16 protein-coding genes are annotated in these 18243 nt (G+C 40.9%); 2 read left to right on the top strand and 14 right to left on the bottom strand.

Annotated elements, in window-relative coordinates:
• Positions 1–13 precede the first annotated feature (13 nt).
• From ASU1_RS05450 to fdnG, 13 genes are all read right to left on the bottom strand, one after another.
• Positions 14–604 carry a hypothetical protein gene (locus tag ASU1_RS05450; RefSeq protein ID WP_039195197.1) on the bottom strand — a complete coding sequence of 197 codons (591 nt, stop codon included), beginning with the start codon at positions 602–604 and terminating at the stop codon, positions 14–16.
• A 72-nt stretch (positions 605–676) separates the two neighbouring features.
• Positions 677–1156, bottom strand: coding sequence for a hypothetical protein (locus tag ASU1_RS05445; protein ID WP_014991789.1), 480 nt, complete (start codon positions 1154–1156; stop codon positions 677–679).
• Between the two features lie 137 nt (positions 1157–1293).
• The gene (locus ASU1_RS05440) at positions 1294–2475 is read right to left on the bottom strand and encodes an FAD-dependent 2-octaprenylphenol hydroxylase (protein ID WP_014991788.1); all 1182 of its coding nucleotides are present in this window, start codon (positions 2473–2475) and stop codon (positions 1294–1296) included.
• Positions 2476–2563: 88 nt separating this feature from the next.
• The gene (gene rapZ, locus ASU1_RS05435; protein ID WP_039195195.1) at positions 2564–3430 is read right to left on the bottom strand and encodes an RNase adapter RapZ; all 867 of its coding nucleotides are present in this window, start codon (positions 3428–3430) and stop codon (positions 2564–2566) included.
• A gap of 18 nt (positions 3431–3448) precedes the next feature.
• Positions 3449–3964: a PTS sugar transporter subunit IIA gene (locus ASU1_RS05430; RefSeq protein WP_014991786.1), complete on the bottom strand. Its 516-nt coding sequence runs from the start codon at positions 3962–3964 to the stop codon at positions 3449–3451.
• 54 nt (positions 3965–4018) lie between these two features.
• Entirely contained in the window at positions 4019–4744 is a 726-nt protein-coding gene (gene lptB / locus ASU1_RS05425; RefSeq protein WP_014991785.1) for an LPS export ABC transporter ATP-binding protein, read from the bottom strand.
• Between the two features lie 12 nt (positions 4745–4756).
• Complete coding sequence (gene lptA / locus ASU1_RS05420; RefSeq protein WP_014991784.1) at positions 4757–5257, bottom strand: lipopolysaccharide transport periplasmic protein LptA; 501 nt, start codon at positions 5255–5257, stop codon at positions 4757–4759.
• The gene (lptC, locus tag ASU1_RS05415) at positions 5254–5877 is read right to left on the bottom strand and encodes an LPS export ABC transporter periplasmic protein LptC (protein WP_039195749.1); all 624 of its coding nucleotides are present in this window, start codon (positions 5875–5877) and stop codon (positions 5254–5256) included. The genes lptA and lptC overlap by 4 nt, the downstream gene beginning before the upstream one ends.
• Positions 5878–6038: 161 nt before the next feature.
• Positions 6039–8678 (bottom strand): phosphoenolpyruvate carboxylase, encoded by a 2640-nt coding sequence (ppc, locus tag ASU1_RS05410; RefSeq protein WP_014991782.1) that lies wholly within the window; start codon positions 8676–8678, stop codon positions 6039–6041.
• A gap of 182 nt (positions 8679–8860) precedes the next feature.
• Positions 8861–9778 carry a formate dehydrogenase accessory protein FdhE gene (gene fdhE / locus ASU1_RS05405; RefSeq protein ID WP_014991781.1) on the bottom strand — a complete coding sequence of 306 codons (918 nt, stop codon included), beginning with the start codon at positions 9776–9778 and terminating at the stop codon, positions 8861–8863.
• A 125-nt stretch (positions 9779–9903) separates the two neighbouring features.
• Entirely contained in the window at positions 9904–10569 is a 666-nt protein-coding gene (locus ASU1_RS05400; protein ID WP_014991780.1) for a formate dehydrogenase subunit gamma, read from the bottom strand.
• Positions 10562–11464, bottom strand: a complete 903-nt coding sequence (gene fdxH, locus ASU1_RS05395) for a formate dehydrogenase subunit beta (protein WP_014991779.1) — start codon at positions 11462–11464, stop codon at positions 10562–10564. The genes ASU1_RS05400 and fdxH overlap by 8 nt, the downstream gene beginning before the upstream one ends.
• Positions 11464–14529 carry a formate dehydrogenase-N subunit alpha gene (fdnG, locus tag ASU1_RS05390; RefSeq protein ID WP_116743898.1) on the bottom strand — a complete coding sequence of 1022 codons (3066 nt, stop codon included), beginning with the start codon at positions 14527–14529 and terminating at the stop codon, positions 11464–11466. Before fdnG ends, fdxH begins: the two co-directional genes overlap by 1 nt.
• A 417-nt stretch (positions 14530–14946) precedes the next feature.
• Between fdnG and fdhD the strand changes: the two genes are divergently transcribed.
• A complete protein-coding gene (gene fdhD, locus ASU1_RS05380; protein WP_014991776.1) occupies positions 14947–15753 on the top strand; it encodes a formate dehydrogenase accessory sulfurtransferase FdhD in 807 nt (268 codons plus the stop codon).
• A gap of 1 nt (position 15754) precedes the next feature.
• Positions 15755–16687: an AEC family transporter gene (locus ASU1_RS05375; protein WP_014991775.1), complete on the top strand. Its 933-nt coding sequence runs from the start codon at positions 15755–15757 to the stop codon at positions 16685–16687.
• Between the two features lie 76 nt (positions 16688–16763).
• Here ASU1_RS05375 and ASU1_RS05370 read toward each other — a convergent pair whose 3' ends face one another.
• Positions 16764–18185 carry a YdgA family protein gene (locus ASU1_RS05370; protein WP_014991774.1) on the bottom strand — a complete coding sequence of 474 codons (1422 nt, stop codon included), beginning with the start codon at positions 18183–18185 and terminating at the stop codon, positions 16764–16766.
• Positions 18186–18243: the final 58 nt, after the last annotated feature.

The raw sequence follows: 18243 nt of genomic DNA, 5'->3' as shown, positions 1-18243 counted from the left end.
GATAAAAATATAATTATTGAGCTGGAGCTGGAGCTGGAGCTGGAGCTGGAGCTGGAGCTGGAGCTGGAGCTGGAGCTGCGCCATATTTAGTTGCTAGTTCCGCTTCAATTTTTTGACCTTCCGTCGCAATTTTATCTAATTGCGCTTGTAATTCACCAAACGCCTTGTGTGCTTCAGGAGTTGGATTTTTGGCAAGTTTGTCGTTTTCAGCGATCATTTTTGCACCTAATGCCATAGCTTCAAGCGCTTTATCTTTAAGTGCTTTTACTTGCGGATCGTTGATTTCTAACGTTGCAGCACTTTTTTGGATATTTTCAATTTGCTCAAGAATCGCTTTATTCATGGTTGTTTGAATAAGAGCGGCATCTTTTGCTTTATCACCTAATTTTTCAATTGCACTATTAATTGCATCGCCAATTGATTTTTCTTGTAGCTGTTGCCATTCTTGGAATTTTTTGTAGTCTTGTGCACCGGTATCTACCGCAGCAACTTTAGTTTCTGCTTGTGTCGCTTGTGCTTCAGCTGTTTTATTAGCCGGTTTATCGCAAGCGCTTAAAAATAAAGCGAATAGCGCGGTTGCGCCGATTTTAGTAAATTTATTCATGTGATTATCCTATATGAAAAAGGTTAGTGCTTTGCAACACTAACCTTATGATTCTATCATTGTATCAGCAAATTATTTAGCAAATTTTGCTTTTAAATCTGCTTGTAATTTTTGAAGTTCTTGAGCAGCTTGGTTTAATTGAGCTGCTTTCGCTTGGATCGCTTGTTGCGCTTCCGCTGTTGGGGCAGACATCACTTTTACTTGCTCCGAAAGCACTTCGCTTGATAAACCTAAAACGGCTTTAGTTTTGTCTTTTAATGCTTTAATTTCTTCGCTTTTCACATCAACAGCATCTAAGCTTTTTAATGTTTCTTGCACTTTACCTGCGAAGTTATTTAATACGGTTTCTAATGCTTTAGGATCTTTCTCTGCTTGACCCATCACTTCAGCTAATTGTTTTTGGAACTCAGCTTGTGCAGTTGCTTGAGTTTGTTCTTGAACTTGATACCACTCTTGGAATTTTTTGTAATCCGCTGCAGGATCTGCTTTGTTACATGCTGTTACGCTAAATGCTAAGAGTGCTACCGCACCAATGGTTGCTAATTTTTTCATTAGTATTCCTTAAAAAGTAAGATTAAAAATTCCCTTTGAAAAGGGCGTTTATTGTAACGGTAATAGACAATGAGATAAAAGACTAGTTCAGTAAAATCTTGTATAAGATTGTCGATTGTGTAATTTTTAAACTTTAATTATATGCTCATTGCTTGAGCAATCAGCTGTTTTTTTAGCAGAGGAACTTGGTTCACTGCACTTAAGCCAATGCCACGAATTAATTTCTTAAGTGGGTTATTGCCATGAAAAAGCTGTTTTAAACTTTCCATTGCAGCCAATAATTTAATCGCTTCGGCTTTACGAATACGTTCAAAACGGCGTAAGTGACGATATTCACCGATATCATATCCAAGCACTAAATGTTGTTGGATTTCCTGAGCAAGAGTAATTGCATCGGCAAACCCTAAGTTTACTCCTAAACCGGCTAACGGATGGATTGTATGTGCCGCATCCCCAATCAGCGCAATACGATTTTGTGCAAAATCACGAGCATAACGTGCTACAAGCGGATAAATTGCACGCTCACTTTGCAATTCAACCATACCTAGCTGATTATCAAAGGCAATAGTTAAAGCTTGATTAAATTGTTTTTCATCACAACTTACTAACATTTCAGCTTGTTCCGGCGCTAAAGACCAAACAATTGAGCAGTGTTGTTCATCGGCAAGCGGTAAAAATGCCAAAATACTCTCCGGAGAGAAAATTTGGCGTGCGATAGCTTGATGAGGTTCCGCCGTCTTTACATTACAGACTAATGCAGTATGTTGGTAGTCTTTACTTGTCAGTGGAATGTTGGCTTGCTGGCGGAGCCATGAATTGGCACCGTCTGCGGCTACTACTAATTTAGCCGTTAACATTTCACCATTGTCTAATGTTAAAAATGCGCCTGTCTCATTGATACCGATAGTTTGTGTTGACGCTAACATAATTTCCGCATTGGTTTGTTGGCTGACTTGTTGCCAAAGGGCATGGCGAATTCGATTATTTTCAATAATAAAGCCGAGTTGCTCCGCGCCTAATTGCTTAATTTCCGGTTGACTATTGTCAAAATGAATTTTGGCAAAACTGTCTTTTTCCCACACTAACATTTGTTGGTAAGGCGATAAGCGCTCGACAGCAATGCGATCAAAGGCACCAATTCGGCGTAACATTTTTTCGCTGGTTGCATTAATCGCACTTACTCGATTGGAATAGCTATCGCTAAGTGTCGGCGCATTTTTTTCAATAATCTTGATTTGGCATTCCGTATCTTTTAATAGCGCTGCGAGTGCAAGCCCTACCATACCGCCGCCAATAATGATGATATCTGCTGATTTCATAGTGTGCTATGTTATTGAATGTATAAATTAAAAGCGGTCGTTTTTCTTGAAAAATTTGCAAAATTTTGAGAAAAACTGACCGCTTAGATTAGCAAGATTTACGATGATGTTTTTCGAGACTGCGATGACGAATTTGTACGTCTTTGTCTCGACTTTGAAAATATTTGGCTAATTGTTCCGCAACGAATACGGAGCGGTGTTTTCCACCGGTACAACCGATAGCAATCGTAAGGTAGCTGCGATTATTTTTTTCCAACATCGGCAACCACATTTCTAAATAATTACGTGTATGGTAGATAAAATTGTGTACTTCAGTTTGTCGATCTAAAAAATCGATAACCGGTTGCTCTAAACCGGTCATTGGCCGTAATTCAGGATTCCAATGCGGATTCGGTAAGAAACGAACGTCAAAAACGTAATCTGCATCGGCAGGTAAACCGTATTTAAAGCCGAAAGATTCAAAGACGATTTTGAGTTCTTTATCGGTTGAGCCGCGTAAGAGACTACGCAAGTTCTCCGCTAATTCATGTGAAGAAATATTCGTAGTATCAATAATATAATTGGCTTGGTGAAAAAGTGGTTCAAGCAGAGTGCTTTCTAAATCAATCGCACTTTCAAGGGATAAATCTTTATTCGACAGAGGATGTAAGCGTCTGGAGTCACTGTAACGTCTGATGAGCGCATTACGTTCACAATCAAGAAAAATCAATTTTGTATTGATCGTGAGTTGTGAAAGTTGGTTAAGCAATTCTTCGATGCGTTCCGGGTTTTCCGGTAAGTTACGAATATCAAGACTAACAACTGCAGAGCGCTCTGAACTCGCTAAGAATGAGGCTAATTCAGGAATAAGCGGAAGCGGTAGGTTATCTACACAGTAATAACCTACGTCTTCTAAAGCTCGTAGCGCAACGGATTTACCTGAACCGGAGCGCCCACTTATAATCACTAATTCCATACTTTTCCTCTAATGCAATTAATCTTGCTCTATAGTTTGATTATCTGCGTATTCAAATAATTGCCAAATTTCTTCAGCACTTTCGGCACTACGCAATTGTTTTATTAATGTTTTATCACTAAGACGTTGTGCAATATGTTGTAAACAGCCTTTATATGTTTCGCAGTGACCTTCAGGGAACATAACCGCATAAATTAAATCAACTTCTTTATTATCACTTGCTTCATAGTCAATCGGCATTTCAAGCTGGATAAATACCGCAATCGGTTTTTCTAAAGAAAGTGTTGATGAACTCGGTAATTTTGCGTGCGGTAAGGCAATGCCATGATTTAAGCTTGTAGAACCAAGCTTTTCTCGTTTAAATAGATTACCAAAACACTCGATTGGACAAAGCCCTTCGCTTTCTCCGCAGCCACAGCTTTTATTCAGTGACTCCGCAATAATTTTACCGACTAATTCTAATGCCCTTTTCTTACTTGAGATCAAAGCACCTTGACGAATGTTCTCGATCGTCAGAAATTCTGTTAATTTCATAATTTTTACTCTGAAAAGATAGGGCGTTATTGAGCGCCCTATAAATCCATCAGATTACAGTTTAAATTGATCACCCAAGTAAACACGTTTTACATCAGGGTTATTTAATACTTCAGCCGGTGTTCCGCTGGCGATCATTTGCCCGCTACCAACAATATAAGCACGCTCACATACGTCTAACGTTTCACGCACGTTATGGTCGGTGATTAATACGCCTAAACCGCGTTCTTTTAAATTAACAATGATTTTTTTGATATCAATCACCGAAATTGGGTCTACGCCGGCAAAAGGTTCATCTAGTAAAATGAATTGCGGGTTTGCTGCAAGTGCTCGCGCAATCTCAACTCGACGGCGTTCACCACCTGAGAGTGATTGCCCTAAGCTGTCACGGATATGAGAAATGTGAAATTCATTTATTAACTCTTCCGCTCGAGCTTTGCGCTGTTGATTGTTTAGGTCTTTACGAACTTGGAGAACAGCCATAAGATTGTCATATACGCTTAAACGGCGAAAGATCGATGCTTCTTGCGGTAAATAGCCGATACCCTGTTTTGCACGATCATGCATCGGAAGTACGCTAATATCTTCATCATCAATTCTTATTTTACCTTGATCATGGCGTACAAGACCTACGACCATATAGAAAGTGGTCGTCTTACCAGCCCCGTTCGGCCCTAACAGACCGACAATTTCTCCTGCTTTAACATTCAGGCTCACGTCTTTTACGACTTGGCGATTTTTGTAGCTTTTTGCTAAATGTTCTGCATAAAGCGTTGGCATTGATATTACCTACTATTTTTTATTGTTTAATTCGTTCGGAATAAGCACGGTTCTCACTCGTGATTTATTTCCGCTACTTGCTTTTAACTGTTGTTTTTTTACATCATAAGTAATTTTACTTGCTTTGATAAAACTACCTTGTTGTTTTAATTCCGCATTACCGATTAATGTCAAAAATTCTGAATTGAGATCGTAATGCACACTGTTACCTTTACCGTTCACTGGTTTACCGTTATCCAGTGTTTGTTGGAAAGTCACCGGCGAACCTGTTGCATCAAGCGTTTCTTTTTTACCTTCTTGACGTGTAATCGTCACTTTATTCGCAGTGACTTTAATTGAGCCTTGGGTAATAACGACATTATCGGTAAAAACAACCACATTGCTATTCATATCGAGAGACTGGCTACCCGAATCAATGTTGATTGGTTGATCTGTATCGCCTTTTAGCGCATGTGCTGAGATACTTACACCCAATAGAGTTGTAAGAACAACCGATTTCATGACAAGTTTCATTGTACGTCCTTAGGAGATTGCGTCTCTGATTTTTCTTTTTCGTTAGACTGTCTTATAACAGTTGGTTCAATATAAGTTTTTACGTTTTTAGTGAGTGTGGCAACTTGCTGTTTTAAATTGCCTTTTAAACCGACCCCGCTGGTTGTAAAACCTAATCCTACGGATTTTACCGCACTGTCGGTAAAGATATCTTGAGTGTTTAAATCAACGGTTAGTTTGTCAGTTTCAACTCGCTGTAAGCGAGAGGTGGGATCAAGCGCTTCAATTTTAACGTCACCTGATAAATTCAGCATTTTTTCTTTCGTAATTTCAGCGTGTTTTGCGCTTACCTTCCATTGTTTGAGTGCTGTTTGTGCATCAAATAAGTCAACAAAAGGGTTTAAAAATTCCGTTCTTTCGCTTGATTCATAACGTTTTATTTCATCGGCTTGAGCAAAATATTGTGGGTTGCCTTTTAGATCATAAACCGAAGTAGTCATCTTATTCCCAGTATAATCAGGATTACCTTCTTTCTTGATTAATTGATCTAAACCGTTTGTTTCAGGCGTTTGTTGGCTCATATACCAACCACCTAAAGCTGCAACAATAACAAGTAGAATGATGTTTAGGCGAATATTCATATAAATAAAAATCGAGTAAAAACAATTCGAGATGATAACATAAATTTTAGAATGGATATAGCAAGCGAATGAAAAGAATTTTGAAGCGAATAGGTAAAATAAATGCAAAAAAAGACCGCTTGTAGTCAACTAAGCGGTCTTTTTTTACTGATTTTTTGCAATTAACCGGTGTTGCGCATACCTGCGGCAATACCTGTAATGGTGATCATCAACGCTTGCTCTAAAGCTGGATCCGGCGTATCACCTTGGCTACGTAAACGTTGTAATAACTCGACCTGTAATAAGTTGAGCGGGTCGGTATAAACGTTACGTAATGCGATTGATTCGGCAATCCAAGGTAAATCCGCCATCAACTGACCGTCATGCGCTAAGGTCAACACGGTTTGAATATCCGCCGATAATTGTGCACGAAGCTCTTTACCCAAACGGTGTAATTCTTTTGCCACCAAACGTTGGTCGTAATGTTCGGCAAGCCATAAATCCGCTTTTGAGAATACCATTTCTAACATACCAATACGGGTAGAGAAGAACGGCCATTCTTTGCACATTTCTTTAAGCGTTGCTTCATCGCCTTGTTCAATCATTTGGCGAAGCGCAGCGCCGGCACCGAGCCAAGCCGGTAACATTAAACGGTTTTGCATCCAAGCGAAAATCCATGGAATTGCACGTAAGCTTTCTACACCACCGTTCGGATTACGTTTTGCCGGACGAGAACCTAGCGGCAGTTTGGATAATTCTTGTTCCGGTGTCGCACTGCGGAAATATGGGACAAAATCCGGTTCTCCGCGAACAACTCCACGATAAATTTCACATGAAATATCAGAACCTTTATCCATAATATCTCGCCATGCTTGTTTTGGTTCCGGTGGTGGTAATAAGTTAGCCTCTAAAATCGCACTCGCATAGAGATTTAAGGTTTCTACCGCAACGGCTGGTAAACCGAGTTTGAAACGAATCATTTCGCCTTGTTCGGTGACACGTAAACCAGATTTTAATGAGCGAGGCGGTTGTGATAATAATGCAGCGTGTGCCGGCGCACCACCACGACCTACCGTGCCGCCACGACCGTGGAATAGCACTAATTCGATATTATATTTTTCCGCCAAGTTGACTAACGCTTCTTGTGAACGATATTGCGCCCAACTTGCCGCTAACATACCGGCGTCTTTCGCCGAGTCTGAATAGCCGATCATTACCATTTGGTAATTATTGATTACGCCACGATACCAGCCGATATTAAATAAATCGGTCATCACTTTTTCACTATGATCCAAATCATCTAACGTTTCGAATAGCGGCGCAACCGGTACGGTATATTTACAGCCGGCTTCTTTCAATAATAAATGTACCGCTAATACGTCAGAAGCCTCTCGCGCCATAGAAATAACATAAGCGGAAATCGTGCCTTCCGGCTGCTGAGCGACCACTTTACAGGTATCTAAAATTTCTTGTGTTTCAGGGCTAGGTGTCCAGTTGGTCGGGACTAAAGGACGGCGAGAGCTTAATTCACGCACTAAGAATGCTTGTTTGTCGTCTTCCGTCCATTGTGCGTAATCGCCTAAACCGATATAGCGAGTGATTTCAGCAATTGCCATTTCGTGACGGGTACTTTCTTGGCGAATATCTAAACGAGATAAGCCTAAGCCGAAACAACGGATACGACGTAAGCAATCTAATAGACCGCCATTTGCAATAATGCGCATACCACAAGCCTGTAATGATTGATAGCAGTCATAGAGCGGCTCCCATAAATCGTTATCGTTAGTGATGATGTCACTTGGATCAACTGTGGTCGCTTTACCTTCAATTAATTCACCAAAGTAGGTTAAGGTTTTTTGTAATTTTGTACGCAACCCTTTTACTACAACACGATACGGTTCGATATGATCACCGTATTTCGCTCGGAATTCATCGGTACACTGTACGATAGAAAGTTCTTCAGCTAAATCACTGATATCATTTAAAAATAATTCTGCTGCTTTCCAACGGTTCATGTGTAACACTTTACGCGTCACTTCTGAGGTAACAAACGGGTTACCGTCACGGTCGCCCCCCATCCAAGAAGAGAAGCGCACCGGAGCAAGCGCTACGTCATGCTGTACACCAAAATGTTTTTCTAATTGGAAGTTCAGTTCACGGCAGAAATCAGGTACGGCTTTCCATAAGCTGTTTTCAATAATTGCCATGCCCCATTTCGCTTCATCAACCGGTGTTGGACGTGCCGCACGGATCTCATTGGTATGCCATGCAAGCGCAATCAGCTGCATTAAACGGCGTTTAAGTTTGGTTTGCTCCGCATCGGTCAAATCATCATGTTCTAACTGACCTAAACATTTATTGATTTCAACGTGTTTATGTACTAATGAACGGCGGGTAACTTCGGTTGGATGTGCGGTTAATACCAATTCAACCAATAATTTCTCAACGGTTTTTATGACAGTCTCAACCGGTGTATTTTGCGCTTTTAAGCGAGCGAATAGCGCATCTAACGAACGGTTGCCTAACGAGGCATCTTGATGGTGACGTGAGATGGTTTGATATTGTTCAGCAATATTGGTGAGGTTTAAGAATTGGCTAAATGCACGCGCAACGGGTAATACATTTTCAGTTGAGATATTCGCCAATTTATCTAGTAATTGTTCGCGTGCTTTTTCATCGCCGGCACGAGAATTTTTTGAAAGCACACGAATACTTTCAATTAATTCTAAGATGTCATTACCTTGGGCTTCACGAATAGTTTCACCTAAAAAATCACCAAGCATATGGATGTTGTTACGCATAGCGGAGTATGGCTGATTCATAATTTTTTCCTATGTATTGCATAAATTTAACTAAGGGTAGATATACCTAAAAATAGTGAAAATAGCAATAAAGAATTAATTAATTTTGTGAAATAATGACGAAACTCAAATTAATCGAATGCATATAAATCAGAGAGGTAAAAAAGCGGTCAAATTTGACCGCTTTTTTGCAAAAAGAATGGTTATTCCACTTGGAATAAGAATGGATTCAAGCCACTGCGAGCCAGCCCTTTGTGTTCCATTTCCGCATCTAAAATCAGTGTGCCTAAATCATCGGCGACCGGCTCTACGTGCGGATCTTTTTCTTGATAAAGCACTTTTAGATAGCTTTCACAATCGCCACAACTTTCGGCTTTAACCGCTGCATCTACGCTATCAATGCTCCAATAATCCAATTTGCCGCTTTGGTCGCAGACAGAACATTGTGAGCGAGTCATATTCCATTCGCTTTCGCATAATGCGCAATGTAAATAACGCAGTCCTTGGGTGTCGCCAAAATGTACCACACTTGCCACCGGTGCAGAATCGCATACCGGGCAGGTATGACGTTCACCAACTTCGGTTCGGGTATTACGTGGTAATTGTTGCGCAAGTTGCGTCCAGTAAAGTGATAAAGCTGCCCATAGGAAAACCGCTTTGTCTGCACCCACTGTTTCAAAACGTTCGTTAAGTAAATCATCGGCAAAAGCTTCTAATTCGGAACTCGAAGATTTTTCCAACAGCTCAATAGTAACCAACATCGTGTCGTTTGCATAAGGCTTAAACTTATCAATTAAAGCTAATAATAACTCACGCCATTCACTGCTGCGTTGGAAGGTTTTGGCATTTAACGGTTTTTGTCCGTTTGAAGTTTGGACACAAGCGGTCAATTTTTCCGAATAATTTGCAATAGGACGACTTTCCAGTAAATCTAATTGCACCTCAGAAAGATTTGCTGCAAATTCTAAGTAATCGCCAAACGGATTATTTTCCGCGAGTTCTCTTAAACGCTTTGCTCGGCGGAAATAGAGATTCTTTGGATTAGCAAACAGTAGCGGCGGGTTTTGAAACGAGCTCGCCGCTTGTTTGATTTCGTTTTCAGGTAAAATTCGGATACTCATATTATTATCTCTGGTTAAATCTTGCTAAATGCCCTTTAAAAAGAAACTTAGCAAGCATTTAAAAATCAAGTGTTCAAAAATAAAGTGCGGTAAGTTACCGCACTTTAAGTCATTTTAGAAGCCAGTTATTCCTTCACTTGTTTTTCAATTTCAGGTAATACTTCTTCTTTAAACCATTTTGGATGGTGTTTTTTCGCCCAGCGAACCGTTACCCAACCTTCAACCATACCGGTAATCGAGCCTTTAACCCAGAATGCCATATACATATGCACTAGGATACCGGTAAATAACGCAAATGCGCTAGCAGAGTGAAGTAGGATTGCGATACGTAACGTTTGAATCGAGAAATTCGCAGAGAAGTATTTTCTCCACATAATAATGCCCGTAATCAATAGGGTAAACATCGCTAAAATTAGAGTCCAGAACAACATTTTCTGACCTAAATTGTATTTGCCGTTATAAGCAACCGCGTGTTCATTACCTTTTAATACTTCGACAATCCCTTTTGCCCAACGAATATCATTTTTTTCTGGAATATTATGGTGCCAATAAATAAACGCCATAATGATAAACGCGATAAACATAACAATACCGGTAAACGGATGTAATGCACGGGCAAGTTGTGGTGTTCCGAGAATCTCATGTAACCATGCAAAATCTGGGAAGAAAAACGCAACCCCGGTAAACATGGTTAAGAAGAAAGCGATAACCAAAAACCAGTGGCTCACACGGGCAAGCGGTTTATGACGAACGATTTTAGTATCGTTCGTAATCTCTAATTTCTTACTCATGTTTATCTCCTTCCTCATGATGATCTTCCACATCTTCTTCAACGTTTGGACCAATCGTTACATAGTGCGCAACTTCAGCGAGGGCAAGACCGCCCATTGCAATTGCGGCAACCGGTTTTAATACGTCTTTCCAAAGCGTGATCGTTGGATCAATGCCAGGATCTTTCGGTAAGCCAGAATATAACTCCGGTTTATCGGCATGATGTAATACGTACATTACGTGCGTACCGCCCACGCCTTCAGGGTTATAAACACCGGCGTTTTCGTAACCACGAGTTTTCAGTTCCGCTACACGCTGTTCACCGTAGTGAAGCATTTCTTCTTTAGAGCCGAAGCGAATTGCGCCTGTCGGGCAAGTTTTTACACACGCCGGTTCCTGACCTACGTTGACACGATCGACGCAAAGGGTACATTTGTACACGCGGTTATCTTTATCGTTCATACGAGGAATGTTGAACGGACAACCGGCAATACAGTAACCGCAACCGATACATTTGTCAGATTGGAAGTCCACAATCCCGTTTGCATATTGAATGATTGCGCCCGGTGCCGGACAAGCTTTTAAACAGCCCGGTTCAGAACAGTGCATACAACCGTCTTTACGGATTAACCATTCTAAGCGATCATTTTCTTCCACTTCATTGAACTTCATTACCGTCCATTGTTCGGCATTCAGGTCAATCGGGTTATCATAAACACCTACACATTCTTGTGGAGCAGTACGCAGGTCGTTCCATTCGGAACAACCTACTTGACACGCTTTACAACCGATACAGGTTGAAACATCGATCAATTTTGCCACTTCTACAACACCACCGGTACGAGCTTGCGGTGGTGGTGTAACGAATGAAGTTGCGGAGACTTTAATAATGTTTTGTTCTTGAACGACCGACATTATGCTACCTCCGTGACTTTCTCAATATTGACCAAGAACGTTTTATACTCTGGGGTTTGCGTATTCGCATCACCCACACGACCGGTTAAACTATTCGCTAAGTAACCCTTCTTACCTACGGTCGCAAAACCACCGTGAATTGGAATGCCCACCGTATGAATGGTTTTGCCGTCCGCCTGTACCGAACGAACACGTTTTGTTACTACAGCTTTTGCCTTGATAAAGCCTCGTTTTGAGCTCACTTTAACCGTATCGCCGTTAGCAATGCCTTTTTCTTGTGCAAGCGCTTCACCAATTTCCACAAATGGCTCCGGCTGCGCAATCACATTTAACATGGATTGTTTCGTCCAGAAGTGGAAATGTTCCGTTAGGCGATACGTTGTACCGACATAAGGGAATTCATCCGCTGTACCGAAACTTGCTTTATCGCTGTCTAAAATACGTACCACAGGGTTTTGTACCACATTCGGATGAAGCGGGTTCGTTCCGATTGGGCTTTCAATTGGTTCGTAATGTTCAGGGAACGGACCATCAACCAATTTATCCAATGCGAATAAACGGCTTACCCCTTCCGGCTGCATAATAAACGGACTCACGTTACTATTCGGTGGAGCAGAGCCGAAGTCTGCTACATCAATATAGTTCCAGTTTTTACCATTCCATTTTACAAGCTGGCGTTTAGGGTTCCACGGTTTACCGGATGGATCCGCACTCGCACGGTTATACACGATACGACGGTTTGCCGGCCATGCAAATGCCCAACCTAACGTATTACCTAAACCTGACGGGTCAGAGTTATCACGGTTTGCCATTTGGTTACCTTTCGGTGTCCATTGACCGGTGTAAATCCAGTTACCTGAAGCGGTTGTACCGTCATTACGCAGTTGTGCAAATGAAGAAAGTAATTCGCCTTTTTTCACTAAAATTTGACCGCTTGTCGGGTCAACGATGTCTTCTAGTGCGTAGCCGTTAATTTCTTTGGCTAACTCATCCGCTTTTGGCTCTGCCGGATTTGCGTAATCCCAAGTCATCGCTTCAATCGTATCAATCGATTTACCACCTTCGTGATGATACATCTCTAACATCACTTCACGAATTTCCGAGAGAATATCTACGTCCGGTTTAGCCTCTTTTGGCGGCTCGGCAGCTTTCCAGTGCCATTGTAACCAACGACCGGAGTTTGCAATCGAACCGTCTTCTTCCGCAAAACAGATAGTCGGTAAGCGGAATACTTCCGTTTGAATGTCTGCCGGATTGACATCATTCATCTCACCGTGGTTTTGCCAGAAGTTAGACGTATCGGTCGCTAACGGGTCTAAAATGACTAAGAATTTAAGATTGCTTAAGCCTTTACGGACTTTATTCGAATCCGGATAAGACGCAATCGGGTTATAACCTTGGCAGATATAACCGTTAACTTTTCCTTCAACCATCATGTTGATGTATTGCATCGGGTCGAGTTTTTTCGGTAATTGTTTTGGTAAATTATGGAAACCGTATTCATTTTCTGCCGTTGCTTTATCGCCATAGAATGATTTAAGCAAGCTGACTAAGAATTTCGGTGTGTTTTGCCAATAGTTTACCTGACCTTCAACCGTTGTTTTCGGCGTAATACGCGCTAAAAATGCATCTAATGACGTATCATTTTCGGTCGGAAGCGGCATATAACCGGTCAACATTGATGGGAACAAGCCCATATCCGTAGAACCTTGAACGTTTGAGTGTCCGCGTAACGCATTTACCCCGCCGCCGGCCATGCCGATGTTACCGAGAAGTAACTGAATCATTGCCATTGAGCGAATATTTTGTGAACCGACCGAATGCTGAGTCCAACCTAATGCATATAAGAAGGTTGTTGTACGTTCCGGCGTTGAAGTTGAAGCAATGGTTTCGGCAAATTCTAAGAATGCTTTTTGCTTCGTACCACAGATACGCTCAACCATTTCAGGTGTATAACGTTCCACGTGTGCTTTTAATAAGTTAATGACACAACGAGGATCTTGAAGCGTTAAATCACGTTTCGGCTGACCGTTTTCATCAAGCTGATAAGACCATGTCGATTTATCGTATTGACGTGTTTCCGCATCGTAGCCGGAGAATAAACCGTCTTCGAAGTTAAAACCTTCGTTTACTAAGAAACTTGCGTTGGTATAGTGTTTAACGTATTCGTGTTGAATTTTATCGTTCGCTAACAGGTAACGGATCACACCTAATAACATTGCGATATCAGTACCCGAACGAATCGGCGTATAGAAATCCGCAACAGATGCCGTACGGTTAAAGCGTGGGTCAACCACCATTAACTTCGCACCGTTTTGTTTTTTCGCTTCGATTGCCCAGCGGAAACCGACAGGGTGCGCTTCAGCGGCATTACCGCCCATTACGACCACTACGTCCGCATTTTTGATATCAACCCAGTGATTTGTCATGGCACCGCGACCAAATGTTGGAGCAAGACTTGCTACCGTTGGTCCGTGTCAGGTACTCGCTTGGTTGTCTAAATAGAGCATCCCGAGAGAACGTCCCCACTTATGTGTGAGGTAACAGGTTTCGTTACTTGCAGCAGAAGCGCATAACATACCTGTGGTGAGCCAACGGTTTACCGGTGTACCGGCTTCGTTGGTTGCTTGGAAGTTTGCATCGCGGTCTTCTTTTAGAAGTTTTGCGATTTTATGAATAGCATCGTGCCAAGAAATTCGTTCCCATTTATCTGAACCCGGCGCACGATATTCCGGATATTGTAAACGATTAGGACTATTTACATAGTCTAAAACACCCGCACCTTTAGGACATAACGCCCCACGGCTTACCGGATGATCTGGGTCACCTTCAACATGGAATAATTTACCACGTGAATTCATTGCACCGTCACCTATGCTGTACATCAGCATTCCACAACCTACGGCGCAATAAGTGCAAGTTTGGCGAGTTTCTTTGGCTCGTAATAATTTATATTCACGAGGGGCCGCTAACGCAGTTGCCGGCGCAAAGCCTAGCATTGCTGCGGATGTGCCCGCCATACCACCTGCACAGATCTTAAAGAACTTACGTCTAGAGACCTGCATAATCACTCCTACCTAAAAATGAAACATTAATAAAAATTAATGCAAATAATTTGAAAAAAACTCCAATTGCATACTGCATTTAAAGTGAAAGCTATTATTGACCTTTATTTGTAATAAGCCATACCCAATCGTAAGTAAAGCAGACATTATTTGCACTTAGTTTGATATAGCTTAAATATTTAGTGAAATACTAGCGGAATTTAAATGTTATTGAGTATTTTTGGGTTTTACAAATTTTTAACAAAATAAGCATAAAATGCAAGTAAAAAAGCATTTTTGTTAACAAATTGTTATCAAATGAAAGTGATTTTTATTTCTTCTGCAATAGAAACAGTGCGAAACTCTTATATTGTTGACTAATAAAAAATTGTAGAATAACGATAAAAATATGGGGTGGAAGGTAATTTGGAATAAATTATGGATATAACAATACAAAAACAAGCGGTTAAATTACAACAATTTTTTACTACTGAAATTCAAGAAAATCTTATTTGTGAAGTGCCGGTTGCGTTAGTGTATAACGGCATTTCTCATGCGGTAATGATGACAACGCCACAAGATTTAGAGGATTTTGCATTAGGTTTTTCGTTGGCGGAAGGCATTTTAACCGATAAACAAGAGTTATACGGGCTAGATGTAATTGAACAGTGCAACGGTATCGAAGTACAAATGGAGATCGCCACTCGTCAATTTGTAGCGCTAAAAGAAAAGCGCCGTTCAATGACCGGCAGAACCGGCTGTGGGATTTGTGGGGTCGAGCAGTTGGAACAAGTCAGCCAAAGTTGCAAATTTTTACAAAAAAATGGCCGCTTGCAAGCCGTAAATCCACAGGTATTCGATGATTGCTTGCAACAACTGGAACAAGCGCAGCAATTGGCACAACAAACCGGTGCAAGCCACGCAGCGGCATTCTTTTCTCCGCAAGGGGAATTGCTAGCGATTCGAGAAGATGTTGGCAGACACGTAGCACTCGATAAACTTATCGGTTGGTATGCGAAAGCCGGTAAGCCGCTTGGTTTTGTGTTTGTGACCAGCCGAGCCAGTTTTGAAATGGTGCAGAAATGTTTGGCGGTCGGTATCGAAATGTTATGTGCCATTTCCGCAACAACGGCTTTGGCGGTTGAGATTGCGCAGGCACATGATTTCACTTTGACTGCTTTTACCCGCAAAGGAAAAGCGACCGTATATTCCGGTGAGAAACGCTTGTTATTGGAGAATGCCTAATATGGAAATCGCTTTATTATTAGCGGAGAAAATTACCCAGTTAACCATTATTGTGTTACTCGGTTATTTATTGGTGAAGCTAAAATTGCTGACTTCGGAACAAAGTTATCCTATTTCGGTTATCGGGTTGTATATTATTAGTCCGTCTATGCTGATTACCGCCTTTCAAATCGAATATTCGGACGCTATTTTACACGGCTTATATTTGTCTTTCGGTATGGCGATTTTGTTAAGCGGTCTGTTGATTTTAATTGGTAAAATATTAAAGCCGATTTTTAAATTAAGTAATTTGGAACACGCCACCGCTATTTATTCCAATTCGGGCAATTTGATTATTCCGTTGGTCGCTTCGTTATTTGGCAATGAATGGGTAATTTATGCCACTGGTTTTATGGTGGTACAAAATTTCTTGTTTTGGTCGCATTTACGCATGTTATTGTGTGGTAAGGGCGAAGTGTCTTTGAAAAAGATTGTGACTAATATCAACATTATTGCGATTGTGATTGGTATGCTGTTGTTCCTGTTACAAATTAAATTACCGAGTGTAATTTCCGGTACGTTAGCTTGGCTTGGCGATATGATTGGGCCAATGGCGATGTTAGTGGCAGGGATGTTAATTGCGTCGATTCCGGTCAAAGAGATTATGGCGGATAAGCGTATTTATTTGGTTTCGTTTCTTCGCTTGATTTTTATCCCGCTGATTTTATTGGTGATTGTGAAAGCGTTCGACTTTGGCAGTTGGGTAGCGGAGAACGGTGCAACTATTGCGATGATTAGTTTCTTGGCAACCACTAGTCCTTCGGCGGCAACTGTTACCCAAATGGCGGTGGTATATAACCAAGACGCAAGAAAAGCCAGTGCAATTTATGGCGTAACTACCTTACTTTGTGTGTTTACCATGCCGCTGATTATTGCTCTATATCAGTGGCTTTAAGGTAAAAACAAGCGGTCTGTTTTAGTAAGAATTTTGCAAATTTTCTACCAAAACAGACCGCGTGTTTAATGAATGACTAGTGACCTAAGCCGCTCGCACCGAGCATAATTGCCCACAGTGCCAATTGTAGTTCGGATTCTGATACCTCTCTACCATTTAAGTTTACTTTGCCATTCTCAATTTTTAATGCCAGTTTAATATTCTCAGCGTCTACGCTAGCAATGCCCGAATGTTTCGCACTATTGGTTAATTCTTGAATACGCAGTTTGGCATTTTCTTCCGGTGTGCCGACATAATTTGCATCAGGCGCAATGGTTAACCATTGTTTTGTCATTTCTTCACTTGCTGCTAGATTTACATTTAGATCTAGCTGAGACGGCTTAAAGATTTTAAGCGTATCTTCGATAGATTTCGCTTGTGAGATTTGTGCAATATCGAATTTATCCAAATCTAAATTAAGTGAGAAACTATTTTTACCTTTCGCATTTTGAATCGAGAGTTCGTTAATTTTTAATTTAGGTGCTTTAGTAATAAGGTCGGTTACAGCTGTTTGTAACTGATTTTGGATTTCAGGCGATTCGTTTTCCAATTTATCTGAAAGCAAAGTCAATTCATTAAATGATTTTGCGTCAAAATCCATCATCATATCGAGATGAATCTTCCCTAAATCAGCGGTTTTAGCTTCTGCAGCCCAATCTGCATTGAACGTAAGATCTCCGGAACCAACCACTCGCTCATTTTTAATTTCACTATAACCTTTAGATGTTAGTTCGTTTAAATTGATGACCTCATTTTTTTCGTTAACAACAGAGAGCTTTTTAATGTTCGCTTGATAATCACCTAAACCTTTTAGTTCTGGATATTGTTTATCTTGCGTGTAATTTGCCGTGTAATGTAAGCCGGATAATTCAAGCGCACCTTTACTTTCGCCAGCGTCTTTTATTTTCAGTAACTCAATATTCAAATGTTGTTTACCGAAACCGTTATAATCGCCCTCTAAATAGATTTTTGAGGCTTCAATATTCTCCGATTTAAACGGATTAAGCGTTGCATTGCCTGCCACATTACCACTGTAATGAATATCAGTTGTCGCTGAAAGAATATCATTACCTGCAAAATAGCTTTTAAGCTGGTTGTCCACGGCAGAAATATGCGTTTCGCCGCTTAGTAACATCGGCATCAGATTACCTTTCACTAAACGGTTTAACGGAAGCGGACCATGGTAAACAGTGTCGTTACCGTTAAGGGTAAAACTGTTGTTATCCGTTTTAACATTGACGTTATATTGAACTTCTGAACTAAAGATACCTTTTGTGAGTTTAACATCACTGATATCAGCATGAATATCATAAGCTTTTAGGCCTTTTAGTGCGGTATTTACTTGTTTAAGCAGTTCCGGATAGCGCTGCTCAATTTGGTTACCGGTATACCACGCACCGCCACTAGTAATTGCAGCTAATGCAGCCACTACAGAAATCGCAAGGGTTGATTTTTTCATTAATTATTTCCTTTATAGATTTTGGGATAATGTAGATTTTTATCCGCTTTTTTAAATA

Origin of the sequence: Actinobacillus suis ATCC 33415 (assembly GCF_000739435.1) — a bacterium.
Lineage (GTDB): Bacteria > Pseudomonadota > Gammaproteobacteria > Enterobacterales > Pasteurellaceae > Actinobacillus > Actinobacillus suis.
This window is presented reverse-complemented; position numbering and strand designations above follow the sequence as displayed.